General features: G+C 64.5%; 13 protein-coding genes and 1 tRNA gene. 9 read left to right on the forward strand and 5 right to left on the reverse strand.

Features of this window, described 5'->3' with window-relative positions; genetic code table 11:
* Window positions 1–3 precede the first annotated feature (3 nt).
* Together ACFE70_RS02120 and ACFE70_RS02125 are read left to right on the forward strand one after the other, a co-directional pair.
* On the forward strand, window positions 4–720 hold the full coding sequence (locus ACFE70_RS02120) for a 3-ketoacyl-ACP reductase (RefSeq protein WP_375416052.1): 717 nt from the start codon (window positions 4–6) through the stop codon (window positions 718–720).
* A gap of 150 nt (window positions 721–870) precedes the next feature.
* Window positions 871–1,392, forward strand: a complete 522-nt coding sequence (locus ACFE70_RS02125; protein WP_375416053.1) for a hypothetical protein — start codon at window positions 871–873, stop codon at window positions 1,390–1,392.
* Here ACFE70_RS02125 and ACFE70_RS02130 read toward each other — a convergent pair.
* Window positions 1,352–3,673, reverse strand: a complete 2,322-nt coding sequence (locus ACFE70_RS02130) for a heavy metal translocating P-type ATPase (protein ID WP_375416054.1) — start codon at window positions 3,671–3,673, stop codon at window positions 1,352–1,354. The genes ACFE70_RS02125 and ACFE70_RS02130 overlap by 41 nt on opposite strands.
* A 418-nt stretch (window positions 3,674–4,091) precedes the next feature.
* On the opposite strand from ACFE70_RS02130, the gene ACFE70_RS02135 reads away from it, so the two are divergent.
* The 3 genes from ACFE70_RS02135 (at window position 4,092) to ACFE70_RS02145 (ending at window position 6,651) form a co-directional block, all read left to right on the forward strand.
* Window positions 4,092–4,601, forward strand: a complete 510-nt coding sequence (locus ACFE70_RS02135) for a hypothetical protein (RefSeq protein ID WP_375416055.1) — start codon at window positions 4,092–4,094, stop codon at window positions 4,599–4,601.
* A 207-nt stretch (window positions 4,602–4,808) separates the two neighbouring features.
* Complete coding sequence (locus tag ACFE70_RS02140) at window positions 4,809–5,768, forward strand: heavy metal-binding domain-containing protein (protein WP_375416056.1); 960 nt, start codon at window positions 4,809–4,811, stop codon at window positions 5,766–5,768.
* A 70-nt stretch (window positions 5,769–5,838) separates the two neighbouring features.
* Window positions 5,839–6,651 (forward strand): DUF305 domain-containing protein, encoded by an 813-nt coding sequence (locus ACFE70_RS02145; protein ID WP_375416057.1) that lies wholly within the window; start codon window positions 5,839–5,841, stop codon window positions 6,649–6,651.
* Window positions 6,652–7,212: 561 nt separating this feature from the next.
* On the opposite strand, the gene ACFE70_RS02150 is transcribed toward ACFE70_RS02145, so the two are convergent.
* Window positions 7,213–7,806, reverse strand: coding sequence for a hypothetical protein (locus tag ACFE70_RS02150; RefSeq protein ID WP_375416058.1), 594 nt, complete (start codon window positions 7,804–7,806; stop codon window positions 7,213–7,215).
* Window positions 7,807–7,974: 168 nt separating this feature from the next.
* A tRNA-Lys gene (locus ACFE70_RS02155) sits at window positions 7,975–8,047 on the reverse strand.
* 76 nt (window positions 8,048–8,123) lie between these two features.
* On the opposite strand from ACFE70_RS02155, the gene ACFE70_RS02160 reads away from it, so the two are divergent.
* On the forward strand, window positions 8,124–8,873 hold the full coding sequence (locus tag ACFE70_RS02160; protein ID WP_375416059.1) for a hypothetical protein: 750 nt from the start codon (window positions 8,124–8,126) through the stop codon (window positions 8,871–8,873).
* Between the two features lie 276 nt (window positions 8,874–9,149).
* Here ACFE70_RS02160 and ACFE70_RS02165 read toward each other — a convergent pair whose 3' ends face one another.
* Window positions 9,150–9,941 carry an SDR family oxidoreductase gene (locus ACFE70_RS02165; protein ID WP_375416060.1) on the reverse strand — a complete coding sequence of 264 codons (792 nt, stop codon included), beginning with the start codon at window positions 9,939–9,941 and terminating at the stop codon, window positions 9,150–9,152.
* Between the two features lie 230 nt (window positions 9,942–10,171).
* Between ACFE70_RS02165 and rlmD the strand changes: the two genes are divergently transcribed.
* From rlmD to ACFE70_RS02180, 3 genes are all read left to right on the forward strand, one after another.
* The gene (gene rlmD / locus ACFE70_RS02170) at window positions 10,172–11,608 is read left to right on the forward strand and encodes a 23S rRNA (uracil(1939)-C(5))-methyltransferase RlmD (RefSeq protein WP_375416061.1); all 1,437 of its coding nucleotides are present in this window, start codon (window positions 10,172–10,174) and stop codon (window positions 11,606–11,608) included.
* Between the two features lie 414 nt (window positions 11,609–12,022).
* Entirely contained in the window at window positions 12,023–12,397 is a 375-nt protein-coding gene (locus ACFE70_RS02175; RefSeq protein ID WP_375416062.1) for a hypothetical protein, read from the forward strand.
* A gap of 118 nt (window positions 12,398–12,515) precedes the next feature.
* Window positions 12,516–13,505 carry a hypothetical protein gene (locus ACFE70_RS02180; protein ID WP_375416063.1) on the forward strand — a complete coding sequence of 330 codons (990 nt, stop codon included), beginning with the start codon at window positions 12,516–12,518 and terminating at the stop codon, window positions 13,503–13,505.
* A 107-nt stretch (window positions 13,506–13,612) separates the two neighbouring features.
* Here ACFE70_RS02180 and thiL read toward each other — a convergent pair whose 3' ends face one another.
* A complete protein-coding gene (gene thiL, locus ACFE70_RS02185) occupies window positions 13,613–14,641 on the reverse strand; it encodes a thiamine-phosphate kinase (protein ID WP_375416064.1) in 1,029 nt (342 codons plus the stop codon).
* Window positions 14,642–14,812 lie beyond the last annotated feature (171 nt).

A 14,812-nucleotide genomic window follows, 5' to 3' on the forward strand; every position in this document is an offset into this window, starting at 1 on the left:
ACTATGGAATCATTGCGCGGAAAAACCGCCCTCGTCACCGGCGCGGGCAAAGGCATCGGGCGCGCCATTGCCCTGGGCCTGGCCCGCGAGGGCGTGCACGTGGCCCTGCTGGCCCGCTCGGCGGCGCAGCTGCGCGAAGTAGCCGCCGAGCTGACGCCGCTGAGCGTGAAAACGGCCGTCGTGCCCGCCGACGTGGCCGACCGCGCCGCCGTCGAGCAGGCCGTGGCCCAGGCCACGGCGGCGCTCGGCCCGCTTGATATTCTGATTAACAACGCCGGCATCGGCACCTTCGGTAAGTTTCTGGAGCTGGCGCCGGAAGACTGGGAGCGGATGATTCAGGTGAACCTGCTCGGCACCTACTACGTGACCCGCGCCGTGCTGCCGGGCATGATGGCGCGCCAGACCGGCGACATCATCAACATCGCCTCCACGGCCGGGCAGCGCGGGGCGGCCGGCACCAGCGCCTACAGCGCCTCCAAGTTCGGGATGCTCGGCCTGACCGAGTCCCTGATGCAGGAGGTGCGCAAGCACAACATTCGCGTCTCAGCCCTCACGCCCAGCACCGTGGCGACCGAGCTGGCCATCGGCAACCAGCTCACCGACGGCAACCCGGAGAAGGTGATGCAGCCCGAGGATTTGGCCGAGTTTATCGTGGCCCAGCTCCGGCTCAACCGCCGCATCTTCCTCAAGGAAGCCGGGCTGTGGAGCACCAACCCCTAGCCCGCCGGGTAGCGCCGGCCCCCGCGGCTGCGCCGTTCAGCGGGCGGCCCGCGCCACCCGGCGACGAGCGTTTGCCCGGCTCCCGCCGGCGCCGACCTTCGTGGTCGGGCTCCGAGTTCAACTCACTCCAGTTGACGCCCGATTGTCTTTATGCAACCCGCTTCCCGCACCATCTACTTTGAAAACCAGGCCGGCCGCATTTGGGAAGAGCCGGCCGACTACCTGCGGCTCGACTACCGCGCCGGCGCCCGCAGCGCCGAGCAGCTGCAGGCCCTGCTGACCCACCTGCTGCGGGCCCTGGTGCGGCGGGGCTGGCACCGGGCGCTGATTAACCAGCAGGAGATGGTCCCGTTTTCAGTTGCCGAGCAAGCCTGGCTGGTGGAGCAGTGGCTACCGCGGGCCGTGCTGGAAGGCGGCTACCGCCGCGGCGCCGTGCTCGTGGCCCAGAACGGGCTGGCCCGCCTGGCCATGACCACCGTCGTGGCGGCCACCCGCCACCTGCCCCACACCTACCAGACCTTTGAGCTGGAAGCCGACGCCCTGGCCTGGCTGCTGGCCGCCGGGCCCGACCCCGGCCGGCCAATCCAGGCGCCGCTGGCCGCCAGCGCTAAGCCGGCGCCGAACTCCGCGCTTACCGGTTCAGTGGTTCCCTACCCCCCTCTTCGACCTTGAAGCCCCGCAGCCGCAGCGAGTTGGTCAGCACCGACACCGAGCTGAGGGCCATAGCCCCGGCCGCGAGCATGGGCGAGAGCAGCCAGCCGAAGACCGGGTAAAGCAGGCCGGCCGCAATCGGGATGCCGAGCACGTTGTAGACAAAGGCGAAAAACAGGTTCTGCCGGATGGTGCGCATGGTTTGGCGCGACAGCTCGATGGCCGTCACCACACCCCGCAGGTCCGCCCGCATCAGGGTGATGCCGGCCGCTGCCAGCGCCACGTCGGTGCCGCCGCCCATCGCCAGGCCCACGTCGGCCTGGGCCAGGGCCGGCGCATCGTTGATGCCGTCGCCGACCATCGCCACCACGCGGCCCTCGGCTTGCAGCTCGCGCACCCTGGCGGCCTTGTCGGCGGGCCGCACCTCGGCCACGTAGCGGCCGATGCCCACTTGGGCGGCCACCTGGGCGGCGGTCTGGGCGTTGTCGCCGGTCATCATTATCACCTCCAGGCCGCGCGCCTGCAGCTGCGCGATGGCGGCTTTGGACGTCTCGCGCACCGTGTCGGCCACGCCCAGCAGGCCGGCGGACTGGCCGTCCACGGCCACGTAGAGCACGGTTCGGGCCTGGGCCAGCAGCACGGCGGCCGCGGCTTCGAGGGCGGCCGGAATCCCTACCCCCCCTTGCGCCAGCAAGCCCCGGTTGCCGATGAGCACTTGCCGCCCGTCCACCGTGGCCGTCGCGCCCTGCCCGGCCACGGCCCGGAAGTCGGCCACGGTGGGCGGCAGCGCCCGCGCGCCTGCGCCGGGCGCTGCCGCCTGGGCTTCGGCGTAGCGCACCACGGCCCCGGCCAGCGGGTGCTCGCTGCGGCGCTCGACGGCGGCGAACAGCGGCAGCAGCCGGGCGGCCGACTGGCCGGGGGCCGCCACGAAATCCGTCACGGCCGGCTCGCCGCGGGTGATGGTGCCGGTTTTGTCGAGCAGCACCGTGTTCACCTGACAGGCTTTTTCCAACGCCTCGGCGCTGCGAATTAGCACGCCGAACTCGGCGCCCTTGCCGGTGCCCACCATGATGGCCGTGGGCGTGGCCAGCCCCAGCGCGCAGGGGCAGGCGATGATGAGCACAGCCACGAAGTTGACCAGGGCCAGCGGCAGGCGCGTCTCGGCGGGGCTTAGGGCAAACCAGAGCGCGAAGGTGAGCAGGGCCAGGCCGATGACCGCCGGCACAAACACCGCGCTGACCCGGTCGGCTAGCAGCTGAATGGGTGCGCGGCTGCCCTGAGCGTCTTCGACGAGCTTCACAATCTGGGCCAGCACGGTGTCGGCGCCCACCTTCGTGACGCGGAAGCGGAACGAGCCGGTTTTGTTGAGCGTGGCCCCGAACACGGCGTCGCCGGCTTTTTTATCGACTGGCAGGCTCTCGCCCGTCAGCATGGCCTCGTCCACGGCCGACTGCCCGGCTTCGACGAGGCCATCGGTGGCGACCTTCTCACCGGGGCGCACCACCACCAGGTCGCCGACCCGCACCTGCCCGATGGGCAAGTCAGTCTCTCGGCCGTCGGGCTGCACTACGCGGGCGGTGCGGGCCTGCAAGCCCAGCAGCGCCTTCAGGGCGGCCGAGGTGCGGGTTTTGGCGCGGGCTTCGAGCAGCTTGCCCAGCAGAATCAGGGCGATGATGGTGGCCGTAGTGTCGTAGTATACTTCCGGCCGCAGGCCCTGGCCCGTAAAAAAGGCCGGCGCCACGGTGGCGGCCAGGCTGTAGAGAAACGCGGCACCCGTGCCCACGGCAATGAGCGTGTCCATCGTGGCCGAGCGGTGGCGCAGGGCGTTCCAGGCCGCCGCGTAGAACGCGCGCCCGCTGTAGAGCAGCACCGGCAGCGTGAGCACGAGCAGCCCGTAGTTGAGCACCGGCATCGGCACGAGGCGCGCAAACGGGCCCCACATCATGAGCATACTCAGCGGCATGATGAAGGCCGTCAGGCCCGCCGCCACGCCGAAGCGGCGCCGCAGCTGCCGGTCGGCGGCGGCTTTTTGCCCGTCAACTTCGGCTGCCCGTTCGGCCGCGCTGGTGGCCGGCGGCGCCGGCGCGGCTACGCCGTAGCCAGCCTGCACGACGGCTTGCCGGAGCGTGGCCGGGCTGGCCTGGCCGGGCTGGTAGTGAACGGTGGCTTTTTCGGTGGCGTAGTTGACTTGCGCGCTTTGCACGCCCGGCGTGCGGCTCAGGGAGCGCTCGACGGCCGCCGCGCAGGAGGCACAGCTCATGCCCTCGATTTCCAGGGTTTCGGTTTGGGTGGTGGGCTCCATAGCACGGATAAGAATAGGGTAGAGGGACTAAACAGGGGGTAGGGCCGCCGGGTTTCCTGCCGCCGCGGGCCCCAGAATTCTTTGCAAAGGAACCGCTGGCGCCGGCCCACGCCGGTACGGAATTCGACCTTAAACCTGCATAATTCTCACCTTGACCCGTCGGCTCCATTGGCAGCCATGCACTACGTGCATAATCCGGCCGGGCACTTGCATAATCCGGCCGGCCGGGCCTGGCCAGTGGCCGGGGTTCACTGCCGGCAGAAGGCCTAGCAGCGTACTCAGCAGCCGATTTGGGGCGTTAGCAATGGGCCGCCGCCGGCCCGGACCCGGAACTTCCAGGCCGCTAAAACAGTACTAAAACTGCGTCATTGCCGTGGGCGCGGAGTAGTTTTGCGACGGCTTAATTGGTTGGTCTGTTATGTTCCGTCATCTGTTCCTGCTGCGCCGCTGGCTGGCCATGACCTTCCTGGTCGTCTTCGTCAACGTGCTGGCGGGGCAGTGCTACTGCGCTTCGCGCCAACAGCTGGCTTCGGCGACCAGGCCCGCCCCCCGGCCGACGGCCAAACCGGCGCCCATGCTTCCCGGCCACGCCTGCTGCCGAGCCCGCGCCGCCCGCAACGCCCCGCCGGCCCCGAGCCTGCTGGCCGCGGTGGCGTCCGCCGCGCCTGAAGCGCCGGGCAAGTCCGGCGGCGCCGACAACTGCTGCCGCCAGAAAGCCGCGACCCTGCTCGCGGCCCTCGATGCCCCCGCGGCCAAGCAGCCGCTCAGCGCCGCGCCAGCCCTGTTGCCGGAAGCGCTTTCCTTCGGCTTGCCGGCCCGCGCCACCCAGTCCTGGGACCGCACAGCTCCGGGGCGCCTGCTGCCGTCGCAGCACCTGCCCCCCAAAATCCCCGACTTACGCATTTTCCTGCGGTCCCTGACCGTCTGAGGATGGCCGATGCGCCTAGGCTCGTCCCGGCTTGGCTTCGCCATGACCGGGGCGGGCCTTTTGCGTGGCTGGCCGGCAGTTTTTGCGACCGCCACAAGTCAGCTTCCCGCTTTCCTATCCTGCACTGAACGCGGGAGTTTTAGTCCAATAGCCCAGGGGCCGCCGGGCCCGGCTGACTTATTCTCCGGCAAGCTTTTTCTCCGAAACATGAATCGTTCTGCTCTACTCCGGCCCCTGGCGGTCGGCCTCATTTCCCTACCCCTATCCCTGCTGCTGGCCGGCTGCTCGGCCGACGAGGCCGCCAGCAGCAGCCCCACCAACACCGTGACCGGGCCCGCCGCCGGCACGGCCGGGCCCGCCGGCGGCCACCTTTACTCCTGCCCCATGCACCCAGAGGTGACCAGCACCCAGGCCGGCCAGACCTGCCCGAAGTGCGGCATGAAGCTGGAGCACACCGACAAAGTCGCCAACGGCAAAACCTACCAGATGACCTTCAAGGTGGCGCCCGCGCCGCCCGTGGCCGGCCGCGCCGCTTTGCTGCGCTTCGCGCCGCAGGAGGCAGCCAATCCGGCCGCGCCGGTGCCGCTGGCCGTGGTGCACGAAAAGAAAATTCACCTCATCATCGTCCGCAAGGACCTTTCGCAGTTCTACCACGAGCACCCCGAGCACACGGCCCAGGGCGACTACCAGGCGCCGTTTACCTTCCCGCAGGGCGGCGACTACGTGCTGTTTCAGGACTACACGCCGGCCGGTAGCGGGCACCAGCTCGGCCGCCAGCCCCTCACGGTGCGGGGCGCGCCGTATAAGCCCGTCAAGTTCAGCGCGCCGCAGATGCAGTGGCGCGGCGCGGGCGGCTACCAGGCCGCGCTCGCATTTGACAAGCCCCTGAAAACCGGGCAGCTGCTGGGCCTCGAAATCACGCTCCGCAAGAAGGGCCAGCCGGTCACGGACCTCGACCACTACCTCGGCGCGCTCGGCCACGTCGTCGTCATCAGCGAAGACACCGAGCGCTACCTGCACGTGCACCCCAACGAGCAGGCCGACCAGGGCCCGACCATCCGCTTCAACACCAGCTTCGAGCAGGCCGGGCGCTACCGGGTGTTTCTGCAATTCAACCACGGCGGGCAGATTCATACCGCCGACTTCACGATTAGCGTCGACGCCTAGCCGCCGGCGCGGCGTCGGTTCGTTTCTCCTAATCCCTACCCCCCTCCTTTCCTTTAACATGTCCTTCAACATGAAAAAGCCCGCTTTGCTCCTTACCGCCTTCTGGGCCAGTGCGCTGCTGCTGGGCAGCTGCAACTTCGATAAGCCCGCTGCTACCGCCGCTGCTACTACCGCCGCAACGGCCGCCGCCGTGCCCGCGTCGGCGGCCGACGACATGGCCGGCCCAGACCACCAGCCGATGAGCGGCAACTCGCCCCTGCTGGCGGCCATGAACGATATGATGGCCAAAATGAGCGCCGAGAAGCCCCGCGGCAACACCGACCACGACTTCGCCCATCTGATGATTGCCCACCACCAGGGCGCCGTCGCGATGGCCGACATCGAGCTGCGCGAGGGCCAGGACGCCACCATGCGCCAGCTGGCCACCAAAATCAAGGCCGACCAGCAGCAGGAAATTGCCGCCCTGGAGCCCATCGCCGGGCGCCTCGACGCGGCCCCAACCAACTACCAGCCCCAGAACCCCGCCGACCCGTTCACGAGCAAGATGAAGGCCTCAATGGCCGGCATGATGAAAATGCCAGCGATGGTCGCCGACCCCGATATGAACTTCAACCTGCTCATGACCACCCACCACCAAAGCGCGGTGGACATGGCCCGGGCCGAAGTGGCCCACGGCCGCGACACCAGGCTCAGGGAGCTGGCTCAGCGGATTATCGACGCCCAGCAAAAGGAGATTCAGCAGTTCCAGGCCTGGCAAGCTAAAAATGCCAGCCAGCTGAAGCCCGCCGCGGTGCGCTACGAGTGCCCGATGAACGACGGCGGCCAGGCCGGCGCCCCCGGCCAGTGCCCCAAGTGCGGCATGGCCCTGGTGAAAAAGACGTAGCGCCGCCCAGGACGCGCCCGGAACGCGCCCAGACAGCGCCCCGCACCAGACCCGCACGCGGGGCCTACCCCTCCCCAAAAAACAGGGGTGGCAGCAAAGGCAGGGGCATAGCGCGCTGGTTTACGGGCGGGCAGCTGGAAGTACTAGGTCGTAATGTAATACGGTGAAACCGTTGGTAAACCGCAAAACACCGGCGGCGGGAGCGGGAGTATCGCATTTAATGGCGCGTATCTGCGAAGGGGGAAGCGCTAGCCTATATTTAGACCGAAACCTCGCACGTTTCTTTACCTCAAGTCCCGCGCCGCTGGTTTCCTGACCGGCCGTGCGGGCAAAGAAAAGCCCCGTTACAGTGATGTAGCAGGGTTTTTTGATTAATGCCGTACTTTGTAAAAATAACGATTGCTTGTGTTTAAGATTTTAACCATTCTTTGGAAACACTTACCCGTTATCTGGGTGGTAATTGGGCTCAACATTGCCCGTGAGGTAGGAGCCATCACGCATGGTCAATTTCAAGTATGCAGTGGGCTGGTTGTGATGTGGGCAACGATTAGAGCCATTCGACTACTTGCGCCGGTTCTTTTTTTGCGCCTTGGCTTTTTTCGAAAGAGGCGCGGTTAAGTTGTTGCCACGCTTGATCGGGGCAGCGTTGAGCCGAGGCCGTTGAGTAAGAATTTCTTGCTTAGGTAGTTCAGGCTTACTGAAATAGTAATTATTCGTGACAGTGGCAGGAGCATCTGGCTTAAAGTAACTTAGCACGGTCACTAACAAGCCAAGTGCTATAAGAGTGTACTGATGTTTCTGAAAAAAACTATTCAGCTTTTCTCCAAGTTCTGGGCTGATTCTGCTAACCTGAAGAGTTAGGTCGGGTAGGGAAGCATTACTTGCTTGCGCTTGCGTTACTACAGCCTTTAGTGCTGTCAGAGAGGTAGGAGGTAGATTGACACTGCGCAGTAGGTTGATAAAGCCTATTTGCGTTGCATTTCCATGCTCATCGAATCGAAAGGTGCCATCTATTCCGCTGGGTGCTAAATTAACCTCCTGCCCACAATTTGGGCAAAGGGTTGCTGCGTCTTCAAACGTAGCTGTCATGCCAGCGCTAATTTGAACTAGACTTTCGAATTGGCACCCACAGTTCGGGCAACGCAGTTTGTTCATGAATCAGGCGAGTTAAAGGACAAGCAAGTAATCAGCGTCTGAGCCTAGCCATCGAGGCCAACGAAGCGAAAAGAGGCAGTTTCTTCCATTTAAAACAACCCCTGGCGTAGGCACGAGCGTAGGCACGAAATAAAAAACGCCCCTAGCAAGTTACTAGGGGCGTTTTCGTGGCTCCGCTGGGATTCGAACCCAGGACCCGTACATTAAAAGTGTACTGCTCTACCAGCTGAGCTACAGAACCGTTATTTGCATTCCCAAGAAAGGCGCTACCTTTTTTGTGGGCACAAAAGTACGCGGTGTCGCCGACCTACACAACCTTGACGCTAAAAAAACTCCTGCTCGGGCTGCTGCTCGCTTTCCCGGCGCCGGCTTGGGCTTTGACCCCCAGCACCCTTAGCGGCGCGGTGAGCCCGGAAAATAAATCCCGGCCGGCCCTGCGCCGGGCCGATTCGCTCTTTGCTGCCGGTCAGTTTGATTCTGCCGCGACGCTCTACAAGGCGCAGGTGTGGCGCGGCCGACAGGCCTCGCCCCGACTCTTGCTGCGCCTGGCCTACGCCCAGCAGCAGCTGGGCCGGCCGGCCGCCGCGCTGCTCTACCTGAGCATGGCCCAGGCCCGGCAGCCGCGCCTGCGCACCTGGCGGCAGCTGGTGGCGCTGGCGGCGCGGCAGCGGCTGGTGGGCTACCCCGCCACCTGGCAGCAGGAGCTGCGGGTGCAGTGGCAGCGCTACTACTACGCTGGCCTGCAGGCGATGCTAGCCGGGGTCGTGGTGAGCATCGTCTTTCTGCTGCTGCGGCGGCGCCGGGCCGGGCCGGGCTGGTGGGCCGCGCTGGCCGGCTATGGCCTGCTCGCAGGCGCCTACCTGCTGCTCAGGCCCGCGCCGGCCGCCCTCGTGGCCCGGCCCGGCGCTGCCCTGATGGCCGGCCCGGCGGCCGGCGCGCCCTGGCTGAGCACGGCCACCGTCGGCGACCGCCTGCTGGTGCTGGGCCGCCAGGACATCTGGTGCCGGGTGCGCTGGCAGGAGCGCGAGGCCTTCATCCGCGCCACCGACGTGCTGGAAGTAGAGTGATTTTTAGTGAGCAGTTATCAGTGAGCAGTTGGTGGTTAGTCCCAGCGGGGTCCGACCCGGCGGGGCGACCTACCCGTAGATTTCCTACCCCCCTTGCCTGCCCCCAAGCCCCGGCGGGGCGACTACCCTATTGCGCTCTTAGCGCGGACGGTTTGGGTCGCTCCGCTGGGGCTTTGGCGCTTTCATACCCCCCTGTCTCTACCGATAGGCTGCCCCTCCGGGGCTTACTGTTCACTGCTTACTGTTCACTGCTTACTGTTCACTGCTTACTGTTCACTAATATCCCTCTTCCTTTTGGAAATGGCGCAGCACGAGCTTGTCGGTCAGGCCGGGCAGCCACTTGTTCAAGAAGACGGTGAGACGACCCTGATTGGTGAGCACGAGGCTGCGGCGGCGCTGCTGCACGGCCGCCAGCAGGTGCTGAGCCACTTCCTCGGCGCTCATCATTTGCGCCTCGTCGCGGGGCGACTCGCCCTGGGCCCGGCCATCGGCGGCCAGGGCGGTGTGGCGGATGTTGGAGGCCGTGAAGCCGGGCGCGGCCGTGAGCACGTGCACGCCCTGGGGCAATAATTCCGTGCGCAGCGCCTCCAGAAAGCCATTCAGGGCAAACTTCGAGGCCGAGTAGCCGGTGCGGCCGGGCAGGCCGCGGTAGCCGGCGATGCTGCTCACGCCTACGATGCTGCCCTTGCTCGCCAGCAGGTGGGGTAGGGCAAACTTGGTGGTGAAGACAGCCCCGAAAAAATTGGTTTGCATGAGCTGCTTGATGACTTCCAGGTCCGCATCCTGGAAGCGGGCGCGCATACTGAGGCCGGCATTATTGAGCAGCACGTCGAGGTGGCCGAAGTGGGCGATGGTCTCGTCCACGGCGCGGGCGGCGGCGGCCTCGTCGCCCACATCGGCTTGCACGGCGTGGTGGGCCACGCCGGCGGCCGTCAGCGCCTGGGCCGTGTCGGCGAGCCGGACCGCGTCGCGGCCGGTGAACACCACCTGGTAGCCGGCCTGGCCGAAGGTCAGGGCGCAGGCCCGGCCGATGCCAGACGTGCCGCCGGTGATGAGGATGACGGGCATTTTCAGAGTTAAAAGTTAAAAGTGAGGAGTTAAAAGGACCGTTTTGCGGCGCGCCGACGCGGCTTTGCTGGGACGGTGATTTGCTCGTTTGAGCGGCCTGATTCCCTACCCCCCTCCTGGCCGGCAAGCGTCGGCAAGACACCGACGCGACGCGTGGCGGCCGGCCACCGCTTTTTCGCGCCAAATCCAGCCGGCCGGGCCGCAAACCTAACGCTACCTTTGCCCATTCTATGAGCAAAGCCGCTAAAGCCGCCAAAAACATCCCCGCCGAAGCCTTGCAGCGGGTCGAAATCCAGGACATGGTGGCCGAGGGCAAGTGCCTGGTCAAACTCAACGGCCTCGTGATTTTCGTGTCCGGCGTCGCGCCCGGCGACATCGTGGATTTGCGCATCTCCCGCGCCCAGAAGCGGTTTGTGGAAGCCGTGCCGACCCACTTTCACCAGTATTCGAGCCTGCGCGAGACGCCCTTCTGCCAGCACTTCGGCGTGTGCGGCGGCTGCAAGTGGCAGCACATCAGGTACGACGCGCAGCTGCGCTACAAGCAGCAGCAGGTCGAGGACCAGCTCACCCGCATCGGCAAGGTCGCGCTGCCCGAGATTCCGCAGATTCTGCCCTCGCCCAGCCGCCAGTACTACCGCAACAAGCTCGAATACACGTTCAGCGACAACGGCTGGCTGACCACCGAGCAAATCAACAACGACACGCAGACCTACGAGCGCAACGTGCTGGGCTTTCACACGCCGGGCCGCTTCGACAAGATTATTGACGTGGAGCACTGCTGGCTCCAGCCCGAGCCGAGCAACGAAATCCGCCTCTTCATCCGCGACTACGCCCGCGCCCACGACCTGCGCTTCGGCAACATGGTCAAGCAAGTGGGCAACCTGCGCAACCTCATCATCCGCACCGCGCAGAGTTCGACTCAGGGCAGCGGCCAACTCATGGTTTTGCTGCAATGCTACCTGCCCCACCCCAGCATCGAGCCGCTGCTGGATGCCGTGCAGGCGAAGTTTCCCCAGATTACCTCGCTCAACTACGTGCTCAATAACAAGGGCAACGAAACCTTCCACGATTTAGAAGTGGTGAATTACCGCGGCCTGCCCTACATCGAGGAAGAAATGGAAGGCCTGCGCTTCCGCGTCGGCCCCAAATCCTTCTACCAAACCAATTCCGCGGGCGCCTACAACCTCTATAAAATTGCCCGCGACTTCGCCCAAATTCAGCCCACCGACGTGGTGTACGACCTCTACACCGGGGCCGGCACCATTGCCAATTTCGTGGCCCGCGGCGCCGCCAAGGTCGTCGGCGTCGAGTACGTGGAGCAAGCCGTGGCGGACGCCCGCGTCAACTCCGAAATCAACGGCATCACCAACACCGAGTTCGTGGCCGGCGACATGAAAGACATGCTCACCGAGGATTTCACCGCCCACCACGGCCGCCCCGACCTCATCATCACCGACCCGCCCCGCGCCGGGATGCACGAAGATGTGGTGCAGCGCCTGCTGGCCCTGCGCTGCCCCCGCCTCGTCTATATCTCCTGCAACCCCGCCACCCAGGCCCGCGACCTGGAACTGCTCGACCCCGCCTACCACGTCACGCGCGTGCAGCCCGTGGATATGTTTCCTCACACCCACCACGTGGAGAATGTGGTGCTGTTGGAGTTGCGGTAATTATAAATAACGACTTATGAAAAGCTATTCAAAGGCTGCTTTGGTTTCTGTAATTATAAGTTGGTTGGCAGCATTGATAGTTTATGAGTTGTTCATGCGGATTATACACGAGCGGTTTGATTACTTTTCCGACTTTGTTTTCTTGACAATATATACGCTGGGGTTCTCATTGTTTGTTAACGTCCTGTTTATTCAACTTCCCAAATCATATATAAAAAAACTGGTCTTTGGGTCCTCAATCTGGCGCTTTGCCCTGTTCTCATGCGTGTATGGTTTGGCGATTTTTACGCTGCTTATAGGCTACTATTATGTTAATAGTAACCCATTACTATTCATCAACGCAGCAAGCAATGGGTTTATTTACGGACTAGTCTTTTATTCTATTTGGAAGCCTATCCAAGCAACCGTCTAAACATGGATTACTTCAACGACCCGGAGCTGAACGGCAAATACCTGGGCACCATCACCAAGGACTTCGCCACCGTTTCCGACACGCTGCTCGAAGCCTCGGCCCAGGTGCGCAAGCTCGATATTTCCAAGCATCCCATCTTCGTGTTTGCCAAGCGGGAGGTGCCGCTCGGCGCGCTGCTCGTCAATGCCGACGAGCTGAACCTGGAGTGGCACGTGTTTGCCTCCTACCTGGAGCTGTTCATGCAGCAGGGCCTGATTGAGGCCGATGGCGTGGCGTATTTTCAGGAGAACTACAAAGACCCGGACGAGTTCTGCTGCCTCTTCGTGCTGGATGAGACGTTCACCAAATTCGTGTTCGTGCCCTACCCCGAGGATTAGGGGGTAGGGTGCGGGGCTTGTCCCCGCCCGGCGCGTGAACAGCAATGTTGCTTTTACTTGATGGCGCGGACGCCGGGCGGGGGCAAGCCCCGCACCCTACCATTTTCTACCTTGCGCCATGATGCGTCTGATTTGTTGCGTCGTCCTCTTCGCCGCGGTGGGCTGCTCCTCCCCGGCACCGCCAAAACCCGCTGCTGCCTCTGCTGCCCCCGCCGCGCCCACCGTCGTGCCCCTACCCCCCGAATTTGGCCGCTACTGGCTCCAGGGCAAGGCCGAGCTGACCAGCTACGACCTGCGCCAGGCCCGCTACGGCGAGCTGCACCAGGGCACGGCCGTGCTCATCTTCGTGACGGAGGACCTTTCGCGCGCCAAGCAAGTGAAGCTGGACAGCCCCGGCGCGGCGCCGGCCGGCGAGCGGGTGCCGGTGCTCAAGCTGAATTTCGATAAGAAGTTTCTCACCGGCATCTACCCGTATTCGGTCTTTACCTCGACCTACACGCCGCTGGACGCGGCGGCCAACCCCCACACGCTCAAGACGAGCACCTCGGTGCAGGAGTGGTGCGGCCACATTTTTACCCAACTCAACCTGCGGCCCGAAGGCGGCTACGCCGTCTCCCAGAAATCCTACTTCGAGAGCGAGGGCGACCGCGAGACTTCCCTACCCCCCACCCTGCTTGAAGACGAGCTATGGAACCGCATTCGGCTCAACCCCAGCACCTTGCCCACCGGCCGGCTGCGCCTGCTGCCCGGCACGGTCTACAGCCGCTTGCAGCACCAACCACTGACGGTCCGCGAAGCTACGGCCACGTTGGGCGCCGCGCCCGCCAATCGGCGCTTTGGATTTCCTACCCCCGTGCTGGCGTACACCCTCACTTACGCCGGTGAGCCGGCGCGCACGCTGGCCATCTACTTCGGGCAAGCATTCCCGCACCACATTCTGGGCTGGGACGAAACTTACCTCGACCGCGCCGGGGCCGGCGCGGGCCGGCAACTCACCAGCAGCGCCGCGCGCCGCCGCACCATTCAGCTGGACTACTGGCGCACCCATACTAACAGCGACGCTGGCTGGCGCGACTCGCTGGGCCTGGACCACAGATTAAACGGATGAAACGGATTATTTGGGGCCCCACGCCAGCAGACCAATATCTCCACGATGCACCCGCGCGGACCCCAAGATAATCCATTTCATCCGTTAAAATCCGTTTAATCTGTGGTCTAGAAATGCTTGAAGCCCTGGGCTTGCAGCGGCACGGCCTGCCCGGCGCGGGTAATCAGGTTTACGGCGTCGTTCTGCTCGGTAAGGTGGCCGATGACGGTGATATCGGGGTGATTCTTAATCTTGGCGTGCTCGGCGACGGGCAGGGTGAAGAGCAGCTCGTAGTCCTCGCCGCCGTTGAGGGCGCAGGTGAGCGGATCAAGGTTGAATTCGGCCGCCGCTTCGAGCGTGGGCTGAGCCAGGGGCAGGTATTCGGAGAAGACGCGGGCGCCGGTGCCACTCGCGGCGCACAGGTGCAGCACTTCGGCGGCGAGGCCGTCGGAGATGTCAATCATGCTGGTGGGCGTCAGGCCCAACTCGCGCAATTCATGAATGATGTCGAGCCGGGCTTCGGGGCGCAGCTGGCGGCCCACTACGTAGTCGTAGGCGTCCAGCTCCGGCTGCGTTTCGGGGTCGGCCAGGAAGGCCTGCTTTTCGCGCTCCAGCACCTGCAAACCCAGGAAGGCGCCGCCCAAATCGCCGCTCACGCAGAGGATGTCGGTGGGCCGGCCGCCGCTGCGGGGCACCGCTTTGCCAGCTTCGACTTGCCCGAGCACGGTGATGCCGATGGTGAGCCCGCCACGGCTGGCCGTGGTGTCGCCGCCCACCAAATCCACGTTATAGGCCTCGCAGGCCAGCCGCAGGCCCTCATATAATTCCTCAATCGCCTCCACCGAGTAGCGCGCCGGAATGGACAGGGCTACTACCAATTGCGTGGGCAAGGCGTTCATGGCCGCCACGTCCGACACGTTCACGGCCACGGCTTTATAGCCCAGGTGCCGCAACGGACTGAAAGTCAGGTCAAAATGCACGCCCTCGACCAGCAAATCGGTCGTCATCACCAGTTCCTGCCCGGCGGCCGGCGCAATGATGGCTGCGTCGTCGCCGATGCCGAGCACGGTGCTGGGCTGGCGCAGCTCGATGTGCTGCTGCAAGCGGCGGATAAGGGCGAATTCGCCGAGTTCGTGCAAGGGAGTCAGGGGTTCCATTGGTGAGTGGGGGTAGGTCAGCGGCGAGGGAATCGCCAAAAGCGGCCGGGTCGGCGGCGGAGCAAAAGTACGCCGGGCCTTGGTCTAGGGTGAGGGGGTAGGAAATTGCGGGGCGTCGTTGCGGGTCCTGGGCGCAGCAAATGAAAAAGGAGAGAATTGCTTCTCTCCTTT

This window comes from uncultured Hymenobacter sp. (assembly GCF_964243305.1).
GTDB lineage: Bacteria > Bacteroidota > Bacteroidia > Cytophagales > Hymenobacteraceae > Hymenobacter.

What these genes read in the sequence shown, in the direction of transcription:
- ACFE70_RS02145 (WP_375416057.1), top strand. Translation starts at nt 5,839, where the DNA reads ATGAAAAAGCCCGCTTTGCTCCTTACCGCCTTCTGGGCCAGTGCGCTG.
- ACFE70_RS02175 (WP_375416062.1), top strand. Translation starts at nt 12,023, where the DNA reads ATGGATTACTTCAACGACCCGGAGCTGAACGGCAAATACCTGGGCACC.
- ACFE70_RS02165 (WP_375416060.1), bottom strand. Translation starts at nt 9,941, where the DNA reads ATGCCCGTCATCCTCATCACCGGCGGCACGTCTGGCATCGGCCGGGCC.
- ACFE70_RS02150 (WP_375416058.1), bottom strand. Translation starts at nt 7,806, where the DNA reads ATGAACAAACTGCGTTGCCCGAACTGTGGGTGCCAATTCGAAAGTCTA.
- ACFE70_RS02120 (WP_375416052.1), top strand. Translation starts at nt 4, where the DNA reads ATGGAATCATTGCGCGGAAAAACCGCCCTCGTCACCGGCGCGGGCAAA.
- ACFE70_RS02180 (WP_375416063.1), top strand. Translation starts at nt 12,516, where the DNA reads ATGATGCGTCTGATTTGTTGCGTCGTCCTCTTCGCCGCGGTGGGCTGC.
- rlmD (WP_375416061.1), top strand. Translation starts at nt 10,172, where the DNA reads ATGAGCAAAGCCGCTAAAGCCGCCAAAAACATCCCCGCCGAAGCCTTG.
- ACFE70_RS02130 (WP_375416054.1), bottom strand. Translation starts at nt 3,673, where the DNA reads ATGGAGCCCACCACCCAAACCGAAACCCTGGAAATCGAGGGCATGAGC.
- ACFE70_RS02140 (WP_375416056.1), top strand. Translation starts at nt 4,809, where the DNA reads ATGAATCGTTCTGCTCTACTCCGGCCCCTGGCGGTCGGCCTCATTTCC.
- ACFE70_RS02125 (WP_375416053.1), top strand. Translation starts at nt 871, where the DNA reads ATGCAACCCGCTTCCCGCACCATCTACTTTGAAAACCAGGCCGGCCGC.
- ACFE70_RS02135 (WP_375416055.1), top strand. Translation starts at nt 4,092, where the DNA reads ATGTTCCGTCATCTGTTCCTGCTGCGCCGCTGGCTGGCCATGACCTTC.
- thiL (WP_375416064.1), bottom strand. Translation starts at nt 14,641, where the DNA reads ATGGAACCCCTGACTCCCTTGCACGAACTCGGCGAATTCGCCCTTATC.